Genomic DNA, 14,662 nt, shown 5'->3' on the forward strand with positions numbered 1-14,662 from the left:
CACCCGGACAGCAACCCCGGGCTCGCCTCCCACGCCTTCGCGGCCGGGTTGGTCGACGCGTGCCAGGTGTTCGCCGCTCCCGTCGAGGCGGCACCCGGTCTCTCCCGGAGCGCGTCCGGTGCAGGCTGGAACTGCTGGACGAGCGCCGTTTCGGCAGAGGGTCTACCGGACGTCATTGGCCGGCGCGCTGCGCCTCCAGGAATTTCCGTCCCGGCGTCGGGTCGACGCCGAAGCGCTCGGCGTAGCGCTCGTGAAGTTCCTCCCACCGGTCCCACGACCCGTGCGCCTCCGCCTCGGAGAGGTACCCGCCTGCGAGATGAGGCTCGAGCCGCGACAGGTAGGTCTCCCAGCCGGCCGCGGTCTGCGCTGCGATCGCACGGTCGCCGAAGACATGGATGAAGATCAGCCGGCATCCGTCGCCCTCAGCGGTCAGATCGAAGCTGTACCGCTCACCGCCGAAGGTCCACGCCAGCCGATGGGGTTCATCGACCTCGGTCACCTCGCCGGTCGCGCCGTAGGCCTCGAAGGTCTCCCCTGTCGCCGGTGTCCACTCGGCGGCGGCGGGAAACCAGCGCTCGAGCTCTGCCGGCACGCTGACCGCCCGCCACACGCGTTCGATCGAGTGGGCGAGCGTGCGCTCGAAGCGCAGCGCCGGGCGGCCGTCGATCGTCTCCAGGGTTCCGTCGGTCATGGGTTCTCCTCCAGGTGTCGTTCGAGGGCGTCGAGGCGCCTCGACCAGTACGCGCGGTACGGCTCCAGCCACTGGTCGACCTCGGCGAGGGGTTCTGGGCGCAGCGCGTACAGACGTTGCTTGCCGTCCACGCGCACCACGACGAGCCCGGCCTCGCGCAGTACCTTGAGGTGCTTGGACACGCCGGGCTGACTGAGCGCGATGCGCTCCACCAGTTCTCCGGCGGGCCGCTCACCCTCACGCAGCAGGTCGAGAATCTGTCTGCGGTGCGGCTCGGCCAGGGCGGCGTAGGCGCTCATAGCCTCATATTGCCAGACGGAAATATGAGTGGCAACCGTCACCGAGGTCTTCACGGCAACCCCGGCTTCCTCCGGGCGGCGGGCGGGGCCCCGACTTGACACACCTCATGTGACACACGACACTTGCCCACACCGACCGAGCGAGTGATCGGTCGGCCGCTCGAATTCGGACATCCCGTTCGGACCGAGCCGGAGAAAGGACATGCGGTGTCGTCGACGTTCATCAACGACGGAATCCAGGAGCCACCCGTGGCGACCACGCTCGACGCGTGGCAGGCGCGCGTGCAGGCGTATCCCGATCACCCGGCCGTGGCCTATTTCGATGGTGTCCTCACTGCCCGTGAGGTCGACGACCTGTCGGACGCCCTCGCCGTCGCGCTGAGCGAGTGGGGCGTCGGGCGCGGTGACCGGGTGGGCATCTACCTGCAGAATGTGCCGCAGTACGTCCTCGCCCTGCTGGCGCTGTGGAAGGTCGGCGCAGCAGCGCTGGTGCTCAATCCGATGTACCGCGGAAACGAACTCCGCCGCCTCGTCGACGATGCGGAGCCGATCGGCATCCTCTGCGAAGACGTGAGCGCCGCGGCCACGGCGGAGACCCTGCGAGGCAGCAGCGTGCGATTCTCGATCAGCACCAGCGCCCTCGATTTCCAGACCCGCAACGATCCGCGGGTGTTCGAGTCCACCACGCGTGCCACGCCGGCGGCCGACGGCGACCTCGTCGAACTCCTCGCGCGCTTTCGCGGCAGGCGGCCTCCCCTGGTCGAACTCGACGGAGACGACCTCGCGCTGCTCACCTACACCTCCGGGACCACCGGCCCACCGAAGGGCGCGCTCAACTCCCACGCGAACGTGCTGGCCACCGCACTCGACTTCGGTGAGTGCGCCGGCGTCGTCGACGGTGACGTCGTGTTCGCCGTCGCTCCCCTGTTCCACATCACCGGCGCCGTGCTCAATGCGGGTGTCGCCCTCGTCCGGGACTGCCTGCTCGTCTTCGCGAACAGGTTCAACGCGGCCGTCGCACTGGAGACGCTCGTGGAGCACCGGGTGACCTACACGATCGGCTCGATCACCGTGTTCAACGCGCTGTCCGAGGTTCCGGGGGTGAGCGCGGACCACTTCGCCTCGGTCAAGACCCTCTACTCGGGCGGCGCGCCCATCCCGCCTGCCACCGTGGAGAAGTTCGAAGCCCGATTCGGCAAGTACATCCACAACGCGTACGGGATGACCGAGACGACGGCCGGAGTGATTGCGGTGCCACCCGGCCTGCGGGCGCCGGTCGACCCGTCGAGTGGCTCACTGTCCATCGGTCTCCCGCTGCCCCGGGTGGACATCCGCGCCGTCGACCCGAATGGTGACCCTGTTCCGCCCCACACCGCGGGCGAACTGGAAATCGCCGGACCGCAGGTTGTTTCGGGCTACTGGCGCAACCCGGACGCCTCCCGGGACACACTGCCCGGCGGACGGTTGCGCACCGGGGACGTCGCGATCATCGACGAGGCGGGGTGGGTGTACCTCGTCGACCGGCTCAAGGATCAGATCAACGTGTCCGGGTACAAGGTGTGGCCCCGTGAGGTCGAGGACACCCTTTACGAACACCCGGCCGTGCACGAGGCCGCCGTCGTCGGGCAACCCGACGACTACCAGGGCGAATCGGTGGTGGCCTACGTCTCGCTCCGCAAGGGCGCGACCGCCACCGAGGACGAACTCGTCGCGTTCGCCCGCGACCGGCTCGCCGCGTACAAGCGGCCGCGGCTGGTGCACATCATCACCGACCTCCCGAAGACCCAGACAGGCAAGATCCGTCGCAGCGACCTGCGTTGACGGCTCCTCCCCTCGACATCTCGACTCCGCGACCCCGACGAAAGTGACTGCACGTGAACGTCGACCTCACTCGCCAGGCGCAGCCTGAAACCCATTCCGGCACCACCCTCGCCTCCCGCAAGAAATCGCTCCTCGCCAGCTCCGTCGGCAACGTCCTCGAGTGGTACGAGTGGAGCGCGTACGCGGTGTTCGCCCCGTTCATCGCGGCGGCGATGTTCAGCAACTCGGACCCGGTCTCGGCCCTGCTGTCCACGCTCGCCGTGTTCGCGGTCGGGTTCCTGATGCGCCCGCTCGGCGGGATCATCTTCGGCCGGATCGCCGACAAGCGCGGACGCAAGTTCGTCCTCGTCACGACCATGCTGATGATGGCCACCGGCAGCCTGATCATCGGGGTGATGCCCACCTACTCGACGATCGGCGCGTGGGCGTCGCTGATCCTGCTCACCGCGCGCGTCATGCAGGGCTTCGCGCACGGCGGCGAGTCCGCGACCGCGTATTCCTACGTCGGTGAGATCGCACCTCCGCACCGGCGCGGCATGTGGGGCAGCGTCGCGTTCATCGCGATCTTCGGCGGTTCGGTGCTGGCCTACACCGTCGGCGGCGTCGTCACCTCCTCCCTGTCCGACACCGCTGTCGGTCAATGGGGTTGGCGTATCCCCTTCCTCATCGGCGCGCTCCTGGCACTGTTCGCCCTGTACCTGCGCCGCAGCATGGACGAGAGCGACGTCTTCGATGCTGCGCAGAAGGATGACGATCAGCCGAGCATCCCCCGCCGCACCGTCGTCCGGGCGATCCTCCTGATGATCGGGATGACCTCGGGCATCACGGCCGCGCACTACACGTGGACGTCGTACATCTCCACGTACGCGATCACGCAGCAGGGCATGAATCCCGACACCGCGTACTGGATGCTGGTGATCGCTCAGCTGATCGCTCTGGTCTCGCTGCCGTTCCTCGGGTTGCTCTCCGACAAGATCGGCCGACGGCCCATGCTGGGGGCCTTCGCGGTTCTGATGTTCGTCCTGCAGTTGCCGCTGACGATGATGATCACGTCCGATGGGTGGACCCTGCTCGTCGCCACCACCGCCGCCCTGCTGATCGTCGCGGTCCCGGCGTCGATTCTGTCCTCCACGCTGTCGGAGAGCTTCCCGACGCGACTACGCACCCAGGCGATCGGATTCGCGTACTCGTTCTCCGTAGCGGTGTTCGGTGGCACCGCCCCGTACCTGAACCAGCTTCTCCTCGGACTCGACCTCGGCTGGGTGTTCGGCGTCTACATCATGGTGCTGGCCGTCCTCACCGGCGTCGCGTGCCTGTTCATGAAGGAGACCAAGGGCATTCGCCTCGAAGACGTGTGACCACGCGAAAGAGAACCGGCAGGTGCATCACCTGCCGGTTCTCACCCGAGCGAGTGACGGGATTCGAACCCGTGTGAACGGCTTTGCAGGCCGGTACCTCAACCACTCAGTCACACCCGCATCGATGATCACTGTGCCCGGCCGGTGCCCCGGGCGCGAGGGTTGCGCTCACGGTGATTCTGAAACCGACACGCCGGGGCGGGAACAAACCACGTGCCCTCGTTGCTGTGTTGCTTCGTGACCGACACCGAAGAACGCGCCGCCCCGACCGCCGACCGGACAACCACCCGTCCCAGCCTTCGGGTGATCCTGGTACTCGGCGCGATGGTGGCCCTCGGCCCCTTCACCATCGACATGTACCTGCCCGCGCTTCCGGACATCGGAACCGACCTCGGCGCGTCCTCGTCCGCGGTCCAGCTGACCATCACCGGCACCCTGCTCGGCCTCGCGCTGGGGCAGTTGATCGTCGGACCGCTCGCGGACAGCCTCGGGCGCAGGCGTCCCCTGATCGCCGGTATCGGTGTCCACGTCGTCGCGTCCGTGCTCGCGGTCTTCGCGCCGACCGTGGCCGTGCTGGGTGTGCTCCGCGTCTTCCAGGGCATAGGGGCCGCCGCCGCAGCGGTGGTCGCGCTCGCCGTCGTCCGCGACCTTTTCTCGGGGAACACCGTGGCCGTCGTGATGTCGCGACTGATGCTCGTGCTCGGGGTCGCACCCGTTCTCGCCCCGAGTATCGGCGGGGCGCTCCTCATCGCCGTCGACTGGCGCGGGATCTTCGTCGTCCTCGCCGTGATCGGCATGCTGACGGCGTTGATCGGTGTGTGGGGTCTGACGGAGACGCTGCCGCCGGAGCGGCGGCGCAAGAGCAATCTGCGCGCCGTGCTGGGCACCTACAAGAGCCTGCTGGGCGACCGCGCGTTCATGGTGCTCGCCCTCGTGTCGAGTGTGGCGATGGGATCGTTGTTCTCGTACGTCTCCGGTGCGTCGTTCGTGTTCCAGGACCAGTACGGCCTGGACGAGCAGCAGTTCGCGCTGCTGTTCAGCTCCGGCGCGATCGCTCTGATCGGCGCCTCGCAACTCAACGTCCGCGCCCTCGCACGGTGGTCACCGCTGCAGATCACGGTGTCGGCCCTCGCCTTCGCGACGGTGGCCGGGCTGGCGCTGGTCACCACCGCCCACTTCGAGTTCGGCGGGCTCGTCGGGTTCGTCGTTCCGCTGTGGTTCCTCCTCGCCGGTGTCGGCTTCGTCCTGCCGAACGCCCCGGCACTGGCTCTCGGCCGGCACGGGGAGGCGGCCGGTACGGCGGCCGCGCTGCTCGGCGCCCTGCAGTTCGGTGTCGGCGCGCTGATCGCTCCCCTGGTCGGCGTGCTCGGCAACACCGGCGTCGCACTCGCGGTCACGATGACGGCGTGCGCGGGACTCGGACTCGTGGCGTTGGCGGCCGCCGCGAAGGCGGAAGCGCACTGACGACACGTTCGGCAGATTTTCGCGGCCCATCACCCGTCATGGGATGATCGACGCATGCCACCACCGTCACCACTTCATCTCGACCCCATCGAAGAGGCCCACCGGCAGTGGACGAAGCACGGCTGGGGTGATGTCGCCGACGGCATGGCCGCGGTGACCTCGGTGATGCGGGCACAGCAGATCATGATGGCCCGGGTGGAAGAGGTGCTCAAGCCGTCGGGGCTCACGTTCGCCCGGTACGAATTGCTGACGCTGCTGACGTTCACGCGTACGGGTGCGCTCCCGATGGCGAAGGCCAGCGCGCGCCTTCAGGTTCACCCGACCAGCGTGACGAACGCTGTCGACCGGCTCGAGACGGCGAATCTCGTGCGACGTGTCCCGCATCCGAGCGATCGCCGCGCGACCCTGATCGAAATCACCGACGCGGGAAGGAAACTGGCCGTCGAGTCCACCGAGCGACTCAACGCCCAGGTGTTCTCGCGCCCCGGGGTGTCCGGTGACAAGCTGGAACAACTGGTCACGATCCTCGCCGAACTGCGCCGCGAGGCAGGCGATTTCGACACCGGAGACGCCCCCACCAAGTGGTGAGAGACGACTGTCGCCCCGCACCGGATCCGGTGCGGGGCGACAGTCGTTTTCAGGGCTTCTAGCGGTGCTTGAAGACGGGCGCACGCTTCTCGACGAACGCCGCCATCCCTTCCTTCTGATCTTCGGTGGCGAACGTCGAATGGAACACCCGACGCTCGAACCGGACACCTTCGGTGAGGGTGGTCTCGAACGAGCGGTTGACGGCTTCCTTCGCCATCATCGCGACCGGAAGCGACATTTCGGCGATGGTGGTCGCCGTCTGCAGCGCCTCGTCCAGGAGATCCGCGGCGGGCACGATCCGCGACACCAGCCCGGCACGTTCGGCCTCCTCGGCGTCCATGTTCCGGCCGGTCAGGCACAGTTCCATAGCCTTGGCCTTCCCCACCGCGCGGGTCAGCCGCTGCGAGCCGCCGATGCCGGGGATGACACCGAGCTTGATCTCCGGCTGACCGAACTTCGCGGTGTCGGCGGCGATCAGGATGTCGCAGAGCATCGCCAGCTCGCATCCGCCGCCGAGTGCGTAACCGGCGACGGCAGCGATCGTCGGCTTGCGGGCCGCGGCGAGCCGATCCCACGCGGCGAAGAAGTCGTCGAGGTAGACGTCCATGTACGACTTGGGCTGCATCTCCTTGATGTCGGCGCCCGCCGCGAATGCCCGATCGGAACCGGTGATCAGAATGGCACCGATCTCCGAATCCTTCTCCAACTCCTCCACCGCCGACACGACCTCGCGCATCAGCTCGGAGTTCAGTGCGTTGAGCGCTTTCGGACGGTTGAGGGTGATGATCCCCACCCGGCCCTTGCGTTCGAGCAGGATGGTCTCGAAGTCGGTCACTGGTCTCCCTTGGTAGAACGGTCGCGGATATCGTTGATGATGGCCGAGAAGTCCTGGCCACCACCACCGGCGGCGTGGAACCGGCTGTACAGCTCGGCGGCCCGCAGCCCGAGGTCGGCCTCGACGCCGTTGGTCTTCAGCGCGTTCGCGGCGAGACCGAGGTCCTTGTCCATCAGCGCGGCCGCGAAGCCCGGCTGGTAGTCGTTGTTGGCCGGGCTCGTCGGAACCGGTCCGGGCACAGGACAGTTGGTGGTGAGCGCCCAGCACTGACCCGACGCGTTGGACGCGACGTCGAACAGGGCCTGGTTGCTCAGACCCAGCTTCTCGCCGAGGACGAACGCCTCACTGATGGCGATCATCGACACGCCCAGAATCATGTTGTTGCAGATCTTCGCGGCCTGACCGTTGCCCGGATCTCCGCAGTGGACGACCTTCTTGCCCATCACGTCCAGCAGCGGCTTCGCGGACTCGAAGTCGTCCGCCGTGCCGCCGACCATGAACGCGAGCGTTCCCGCGGTGGCGCCGACGACGCCGCCGGAGACGGGTGCGTCCACCGAACGGTGGCCCGCCTCGACCGCCTCGTCGTGCGCCGCCCGGGCGTCCGCGACGTCGATAGTGGACGAATCGATGAACAGGGTGCCCGGCTTCGCGGCGGGCAGGATCTCCGCGTAGAGCCCGAGAACGTGCTTGCCGCTCGGAAGCATCGTGATCACGACGTCCACCTCGCGCACGGCCTCGACGGCCGAATCAGCGACGGTGACACCGTCTTTCACTGCCTGTTCGAGTGCGGCGGGCGCGAGGTCGAAGCCGACCACCGTGTGCCCCGCCTTGACGAGGTTGGCCGCCATGGGACCACCCATGTGGCCGAGTCCCAGAAATCCGACGGTAGTGCTCATAGCAGTCCCTCCTGGACGCGTGTGGCTGGTGGTCAGTGCTGGCGCTGCGGGGCCGTCAGGCCGAGTTCGAGGTCGCCGAGTGGGGCGAAGAACGCGTCGACCTGCGCCGGGTCGACCTCCTCGATGGTGGCGGGCGACCACTGCGGGTTGCGGTCCTTGTCCACGACCTGCGCCCGGATGCCCTCGACGAGGTCGGGCGAGCTCAGGCAGGCGACGGACACCCGGAACTCGTCATTGAGTACTTCCTCGAGGCTGCCGGCCTGCCGTGCGCGGCGCAGCGATGTCAGGGTGACCGCGCACGCGGTCGGCGACTTCGAGCGCACCTGCTCGGCCGCCTTCGCAGCTTCCGGCACCCCACTGCCGCGCAGCCGGGCGACGATGTCGGCGACACTGTTCGCCGAGTACGCGGCGTCGATCCAGCCCTGCTGGCCCAGCAACTCCGATGCCGGTGCCGGTTCGGTGAACTGTGCGAGCGCCTCCTGAACCGACGTGGTCGACAGCGCGTCGAGGAACTGCTCGATCTTCTCCGACGGGATGAAGTGGTCGGCGAACCCGCACGCGATCGCGTCGCCGGCACTGAGCCGGGCGGTGGTCAGGGCGATGTGGGTGCCCAACTCGCCCGGGGTGCGGGCGAGCAGGTAGGTGCCCCCGACATCGGGGACGAAACCGATCCCGGTCTCGGGCATCCCGATCATCGACCGCTCGGTGACGATCCGCACGCTGCCGTGCGCCGACACCCCGACCCCGCCGCCCATCACGATGCCGTCCATGATCGCCACATACGGTTTGCCGTAGCCCGCGATGGCCGCGTTGAGGATGTACTCCTCGCGCCAGAACTCCCGCGAACCGGTGCCCCCGTCCTTGGCGTCGTGGTAGATCGACACGATGTCGCCGCCCGCGCACAGGCCACGCTCCCCCGCACCGGTGATCACCACCGCCCGCACCGCGTCGTCGCCGGACCACTCGGCCAAGGCCGCCGCGATCTGCCGCACCATGCCGTGATTGAGGGCGTTGATCGCCCTGGGCCGATTGAGCACGATGCGGCCCAGACCGTCCCGCTTCTCGACAATTACCTCAGATTCAGAATTCACGTAGGTCACCCTGCCGTTCCTCTATTTCCGACGACGCTGCGGGCGATGACCACCCGCATGATCTCGTTGCTGCCTTCGAGGATCTGGTGGACGCGCAGGTCCCGGACGATCTTCTCGATTCCGTACTCGGCAAGATAGCCGTAACCGCCGTGCAGTTGCAGCGCCTTGTTGGCCACCTCGAAACCGGTGTCGGTGGCGAAGCGTTTGGCCATCGCACACAGTTCGACGACATCGGGGGCGCCGTCCTCGAGCGCGGCCGCCGCCCGCCACAGCAGGGTGCGGGCCGCCTCCAGTTCGGTGCGCATGTCGGCGAGCTGAAACTGCAGCGCCTGCGAGTCGATCAGCGGCGAACCGAACGCCTTCCGGTCCGTCAGGTAGGCGACGGCCCGCTCCAACGCGGTCTGCGCGCCGCCCACCGAGCACGCCGCGATGTTGAGCCGGCCACCGTTGAGGCCGGCCATCGCGATCCGGAAGCCACCGCCCTCGGAACCGAGCAGATTCGCCGCCGGCACCCGCACGTCCTCGAAGATCACCTGACGGGTGGGCTGAGCGTTCCAGCCCATCTTCACCTCGTTCGGCCCGAACGACAGACCCGGCGACCCCTTCGGGACGATGAACGCCGAAATCCCCCGCGGCCCGCCCTCCCCGGTGCGGGCCATCACCACGTACACATCCGAGGTGCCCGCACCGGAGATGAACTGCTTGACCCCGTTCAGGACGTAGTCGTCGCCGTCACGGACCGCCCGGGTACTCAGCGCCGCCGCATCCGAACCGGCCCCCGGCTCGGTCAGGCAGTAACTGCCCAGCTGATCCATCGAACACAACCCCGGCACCCACGCACGGCGCTGCTCGTCGGTGCCGAACCTGTCGATCATCCACGTGACCATGTTGTGGATGGAAATGTACGCGGCGATCGACGGGCACCCCTTCGCGAGCTGCTCGAAGATGCGGGCCGCGTCGACACGAGTGAGCTCGGACCCACCCACGTCCTCGCGGATGTAGATCCCACCCATCCCCAACGACGCCGCCTTACGCAGGACATCCACGGGGAAATGCTTGGCCTGATCCCATTCCACGGCGTGCGGCGCGAGATACTCGGCCGCGAAATCGCGGGCAGTGTCGCTGATCGCCCGCTCGTCATCGGTCAAGGTGAACATGGAGGTCCGTTCAGTTCATGGTGGGGATGACGAAGTGGTTGGTCTCTTCCTTCTTGCCTGAGGGCCAACGCTGCGTCACGGTCTTGGTCTTGGTGTAGAAGCGGAACGAGTCGGGACCGTGCTGATTCAGGTCGCCGAAGCCGGAGCGCTTCCAGCCGCCGAACGTGTGGTACGCGATCGGCACGGGGATCGGGACGTTGACGCCGACCATGCCGACGTTCACGCGGTTGGTGAAGTCGCGGGCGGTGTCGCCGTCGCGGGTGAAGATCGCGACGCCGTTGCCGTACTCGTGCTCGGTCGGCAGGCGGAGTGCTTCCTCGTAGTCCGCGGCACGGGCGACGAGCAGGACGGGTCCGAAGATCTCTTCCTTGTAGACGCGCATGTCGGTGGTGACCTTGTCGAACAGGGTCGCGCCGGCGAAGAAGCCGTTCTCGTGGCCCTCGAGGGTGAAGCCGCGGCCGTCGATCACGGCCTCCGCGCCCTCGTCGATGCCGATCTGGATGTAGCTGTTCACCCGCTCGAGGGCGTCCTTGCTGACGAGCGGACCGAAGTCGGCGGACTCGTCGTCGCTGCGGCCGATCGTGAGCTTGGCGACCCGTTCGGTCAGCTTGGCGACCAGCGCATCCGCCGTCTCCTCGCCCACCGGGACCGCGACGGAAATGGCCATGCACCGCTCACCCGCGGAGCCGTAACCAGCGCCGATGAGGGCGTCTGCCACCTCGTCGAGGTCGGCGTCGGGCATGATGATCGCGTGGTTCTTCGCGCCGCCGAAGCACTGGGCACGCTTGCCGTGGGCCGCGGCGGTCTCGTAGATGTACTGCGCGATCGGCGTGGAGCCGACGAAGCCGACAGCCTTGACGCGGTCGTCGGTGAGCAGGACGTCCACCACTTCCTTGTCACCGTTGACCACGTTGAACACGCCTGCGGGCAGACCTGCTTCGAGGAACAGCTCGGCCAGACGCAGCGGCACCGACGGGTCGCGCTCGGACGGCTTGAGGATGAACGCGTTGCCGGCGGCCAGCGCGGGGCCGGCCTTCCACAGCGGGATCATGGCCGGGAAGTTGAAGGGCGTGATGCCCGCGACGACACCGAGCGGCTGACGCATCGAGTACACGTCGATGCCGGTTCCGGCGGATTCCGTGTACTCACCCTTGAGAAGGTGCGGGGCGCCGAGTGCGAACTCGATGACCTCGAGGCCGCGCTGGATGTCGCCCTTCGCGTCGGGGATCGTCTTGCCGTGCTCGGACGACAGGAGGCGCGCCAGTGAATCCATCTCCTCCTGCGCGAGCTGGAGGAACTTCATCAGGACGCGGGCCCGCTTCTGCGGGTTGAACAGCGCCCATTCCCGCTGAGCATCCACCGCGTTCGCGATGATCGCCTCGGTCTCGGCCTTGTCGGCGAGAGGCACACGCGCCTGCACCTCACCGGTGTTGGGGTCGTAGACGTCGCCGAACTTGCTGGAGGCACCGGGGACGCGCTTGCCGCCGACGAAGTGGGATAGCTCTTGAACCATTGTGCGAACCCGTTTCTTGCTCGATGATGAGGGAGTTCCGAATATGTAGCCCATCCTATAGTTGGATGTCCATGCATGTCCAGACCATACGATCGGATCATGCAGAGTCACTCTCCCGAGGAGCTGAACTTCGTCCGCATCCTCCGGACCAACCCGTGCATCACCACCATCCTGGACCGCGCACCCCAACTCGGCCTCTCGGAGTGGTACCTCACCGCAGGCGCCGTGTTCCAGACGGCCTGGAACCACCTCGACGGCCGCGACCCGCAGTCGGGAATCAACGACTACGACCTCTTCTACTTCGACGACAGCGACACCAGCTACGAGGCCGAAGACGACGTCATCCGCAAGGCCGACGCACTGTTCGACGACCTCGACGTGCGTGTCGAGGTCAGAAACGAAGCACGGGTGCATCTTTGGTACGAAGACCACTTCGGCGTGCCCTCGACACCCTTCACCGACTGCAACGACGCCATCGACCACTTCGCCTCCACCACCTGCTGCTACGGCATCCGGAGAACACCCAGCGGAGACGACGAGATCTACGCTCCCCACGGATTCACCGACCTCTTCGACATGATCCTGCGCCCGAACCCCGTCCTCGCCCCGCGGGAGGTGTACGAATCCAAAGCCGCCCGGTGGCAGAAGGAATGGCCTCGTCCGACGGTGGTGCCGTGGCCGGAGTGAGCAGTCAGTGCTTCCGCACGACGTGCTCGGGCTCTCCCGGTTTCCAGATGGTGATGTCCATGTGACCGTCGCCGACCTCCACTGCCGAGCCGCCGGTCAGGTCGGCACGGTAACAGTGATCGAATTCCTGCCCCCGGATGTCGAACCCGGTCTCGTCGAACAGCGCCTGCGCGAAACGCTGATGCAGGGCCTTGTCCTGGACGTCGTCGACGACACCCCACAGTTTCGCGTCGCCCTCCTTAACCTCGGTATCGACGGTCGCGGTGTGCAGGCAGAAGCGCGGATCACGAGCCAGATCCCGGAACTTCGTAGTGTTCGGCATTCCGGCGATCCACAACTGATTCTCGAAGAATCTCGGCTCGACCGGGCTGATCCGCGGGAATCCGTCGGAGCGAAGCGTGCCGAGCATGCAGAGGTTTCCGGTCGCCGCGTGTCTGCGGGAGAAAATAGCGGCAATCCGCGGAGCAGCGTCGGCGAACTCATTCCAGCTGGCCATGCCACGACCCTACGACGAATCCCGTGGCCGCTGGGTCAAGACGCCCGCAATTGCGCGATGAGCACCGCCTCGACCTCCGACTGTCGTGCCGCGGCCGGGAGCGGCGGGGCCGCCGACCGGTAGTGGTGCCCGGTCGGGGTGCCGAGGTCGATGAGGTGAGTGTGGCCGGGCCGCTGTATCGGGCGGGCGGTCCACCCCGGTGCTTCCTTCGCGTAATTGCACGCCTCACAGAGTCCGGACCCGTTTCGCGCGGTGGTCTTACCCAATTTCCTGCGTGAGCGGATGTGATCGTGATGCCGGATCGGCGCATCACACCACGCAGTCCTGCACGTCCGATCCCGCAGGTCGATCAGCTGTCGCAGGCCCTTCGGGAACGTGCGTGACCGGGACTCCATCGCCGTCAACGCCCCCGACTGCGGGCACGAATACACCCGCCGTAGCGACGTCTCGGTGTCATTGTCGACGGCGTCCGCCACCAGCTGCCGCGCGATCCCCGCCGGCACCGGCCCGAAGCCCTGCAGCTGCGCGGCCTCGTGCCCGCCGGCCAGCAAGGTCTCGTCCGAGAGCACCAGATTCACCGCGACGGGAACACCACTCGCAGCGGTCCGGCCGGTTCCGCGGTCGAACAACAAGTCCACCATCAGCTGATTGCGGGTCCGGCCGCCACTGTTCCCGGTCGCAATCAAGCTATCGGCATCCCGACCCAGCGTGGCCTGCACACACACCGCCTGCTCGACGGGCATCAGCACACTCAGATATGCCATCGAATCCGGCGCCGGCCGTGTCGTGACCCGACGCTCGGACACCGCCGTGCGATGCCGGGCTACAACCGCCGCGGCATCGAGTTCGACCGCCAACGCCTTCGCCCGCGCGATCAGACCCCGGTCGCCGACCCCGTCGAGAGTGGCCGGGTCCGAACACAACCGACGGTCCACGATGCCCCGATCCGTCGCCGACAGGCACGCCGTCTCCCGCACGAGCAGCGTGGCTCGCCATTCGTTCAACCGGCCCGACCGCAACATCGCCAGGGTGTGCGGCATCTCGTGCACCAACGCCTGCGCGAACCCGAGATGCCGACCACCGCGGTTCGGGGATTCACTGCGCGCCAACGCAATCTGCGAGGCAATGCCGCGGTCCCAATCCGCCCGCGGCAACCCGGCAGCCTTGCGGTCCGCGCGGATAGACGCGGCGACGTCGTCGGTGATCACCGCCTGCACCGCACACCCGACCGACTTCAACGCCTCGATCGCGTCGAGCAGATCGATCCCCAACCCCGCATCACCGCCAGCAGAAACCACTCGCAGCCGCGCCGCGAACACACGCAACTCGGCCAGATCCGGCGCAATCAATTCCCCCACAGCCAACCTCCCCCAAGGCCGTTAGAATGTATGTTCGATTCTAGCAACAGCCCTTGCCCCGTGGCAATAGTCCGCGTTGACTCTTCCGAGGTGCCCGCATAGTCCATCCGTCGCCTCACCCGAGAATGCCGGCGTAGCGGTCACCTCTGCAGAGTTGTTGCTGCTCAATCAAATTTGGGTGCTGCAGACCAGCACGATGCCGTCACCGGAGAGGACAAGCAATCCTCGCGGACAGATACTCCCGACCAACCCCACCGCCGTCCAACGTCAAATACAGGCGTTGACCACCGAGCTCATCGCCACCGCCACGAACACCAACGAGAGAAGCCGCTGCCACGGGGGCATTTCTGGATGAGTCAACGAATCAGACTTCGCGGGCATCGTGACCTGAGGCAACAGGGAGCCACC

At 67.1% G+C, this 14,662-nt stretch carries 14 protein-coding genes and 1 tRNA gene; 5 read left to right on the plus strand and 10 right to left on the minus strand.

Annotated features, from left to right (window positions below; translation table 11 throughout):
* Positions 1-172: 172 nt before the first annotated feature.
* Both ACLIVD_RS26580 and ACLIVD_RS26585 read right to left on the minus strand, forming a co-directional pair.
* Complete coding sequence (locus ACLIVD_RS26580) at positions 173-691, minus strand: SRPBCC domain-containing protein (RefSeq protein ID WP_280783644.1); 519 nt, start codon at positions 689-691, stop codon at positions 173-175.
* Positions 688-990: an ArsR/SmtB family transcription factor gene (locus ACLIVD_RS26585; protein WP_280783645.1), complete on the minus strand. Its 303-nt coding sequence runs from the start codon at positions 988-990 to the stop codon at positions 688-690. Before ACLIVD_RS26585 ends, ACLIVD_RS26580 begins: the two co-directional genes overlap by 4 nt.
* Before the next feature lie 207 nt (positions 991-1,197).
* On the opposite strand from ACLIVD_RS26585, the gene ACLIVD_RS26590 reads away from it, so the two are divergent.
* Positions 1,198-2,811, plus strand: coding sequence for a class I adenylate-forming enzyme family protein (locus ACLIVD_RS26590; RefSeq protein WP_280783646.1), 1,614 nt, complete (start codon positions 1,198-1,200; stop codon positions 2,809-2,811).
* Positions 2,812-2,864: 53 nt separating this feature from the next.
* Positions 2,865-4,169: an MFS transporter gene (locus tag ACLIVD_RS26595; RefSeq protein ID WP_491930882.1), complete on the plus strand. Its 1,305-nt coding sequence runs from the start codon at positions 2,865-2,867 to the stop codon at positions 4,167-4,169.
* A gap of 48 nt (positions 4,170-4,217) precedes the next feature.
* Here the strand turns inward: ACLIVD_RS26595 and ACLIVD_RS26600 are convergent.
* A tRNA-Cys gene (locus ACLIVD_RS26600) sits at positions 4,218-4,289 on the minus strand.
* Between the two features lie 93 nt (positions 4,290-4,382).
* Between ACLIVD_RS26600 and ACLIVD_RS26605 the strand changes: the two genes are divergently transcribed.
* The gene (locus tag ACLIVD_RS26605; RefSeq protein ID WP_283335878.1) at positions 4,383-5,633 is read left to right on the plus strand and encodes a multidrug effflux MFS transporter; all 1,251 of its coding nucleotides are present in this window, start codon (positions 4,383-4,385) and stop codon (positions 5,631-5,633) included.
* Positions 5,634-5,687: 54 nt separating this feature from the next.
* Positions 5,688-6,221, plus strand: coding sequence for a MarR family winged helix-turn-helix transcriptional regulator (locus tag ACLIVD_RS26610; protein WP_009474224.1), 534 nt, complete (start codon positions 5,688-5,690; stop codon positions 6,219-6,221).
* A 58-nt stretch (positions 6,222-6,279) separates the two neighbouring features.
* Here ACLIVD_RS26610 and ACLIVD_RS26615 read toward each other — a convergent pair whose 3' ends face one another.
* From ACLIVD_RS26615 to ACLIVD_RS26635, 5 genes are read right to left on the minus strand one after another with little or no spacing between them, the layout of a single operon-like run.
* On the minus strand, positions 6,280-7,056 hold the full coding sequence (locus ACLIVD_RS26615; RefSeq protein ID WP_005252879.1) for an enoyl-CoA hydratase: 777 nt from the start codon (positions 7,054-7,056) through the stop codon (positions 6,280-6,282).
* Positions 7,053-7,988 carry a 3-hydroxyisobutyrate dehydrogenase gene (gene mmsB, locus ACLIVD_RS26620; protein ID WP_274542891.1) on the minus strand — a complete coding sequence of 312 codons (936 nt, stop codon included), beginning with the start codon at positions 7,986-7,988 and terminating at the stop codon, positions 7,053-7,055. Before mmsB ends, ACLIVD_RS26615 begins: the two co-directional genes overlap by 4 nt.
* Positions 7,985-9,043 carry an enoyl-CoA hydratase/isomerase family protein gene (locus ACLIVD_RS26625; protein WP_491930883.1) on the minus strand — a complete coding sequence of 353 codons (1,059 nt, stop codon included), beginning with the start codon at positions 9,041-9,043 and terminating at the stop codon, positions 7,985-7,987. The genes mmsB and ACLIVD_RS26625 overlap by 4 nt, the downstream gene beginning before the upstream one ends.
* A 5-nt stretch (positions 9,044-9,048) precedes the next feature.
* A complete protein-coding gene (locus ACLIVD_RS26630) occupies positions 9,049-10,200 on the minus strand; it encodes an isobutyryl-CoA dehydrogenase (RefSeq protein WP_491930884.1) in 1,152 nt (383 codons plus the stop codon).
* A 10-nt stretch (positions 10,201-10,210) separates the two neighbouring features.
* A complete protein-coding gene (locus ACLIVD_RS26635) occupies positions 10,211-11,713 on the minus strand; it encodes a CoA-acylating methylmalonate-semialdehyde dehydrogenase (protein WP_491930885.1) in 1,503 nt (500 codons plus the stop codon).
* Positions 11,714-11,812: 99 nt separating this feature from the next.
* Here ACLIVD_RS26635 and ACLIVD_RS26640 point away from each other — a divergent pair, with 99 nt between their 5' ends.
* Entirely contained in the window at positions 11,813-12,400 is a 588-nt protein-coding gene (locus tag ACLIVD_RS26640) for a nucleotidyltransferase family protein (RefSeq protein WP_491930886.1), read from the plus strand.
* A gap of 4 nt (positions 12,401-12,404) precedes the next feature.
* On the opposite strand, the gene ACLIVD_RS26645 is transcribed toward ACLIVD_RS26640, so the two are convergent.
* Positions 12,405-12,896 (minus strand): pyridoxamine 5'-phosphate oxidase family protein, encoded by a 492-nt coding sequence (locus ACLIVD_RS26645; protein WP_491930887.1) that lies wholly within the window; start codon positions 12,894-12,896, stop codon positions 12,405-12,407.
* Between the two features lie 35 nt (positions 12,897-12,931).
* Positions 12,932-14,254 (minus strand): HNH endonuclease, encoded by a 1,323-nt coding sequence (locus ACLIVD_RS26650; protein WP_491930888.1) that lies wholly within the window; start codon positions 14,252-14,254, stop codon positions 12,932-12,934.
* Positions 14,255-14,662 lie beyond the last annotated feature (408 nt).

This window comes from Rhodococcus sp. G6(2025), assembly GCF_058628105.1.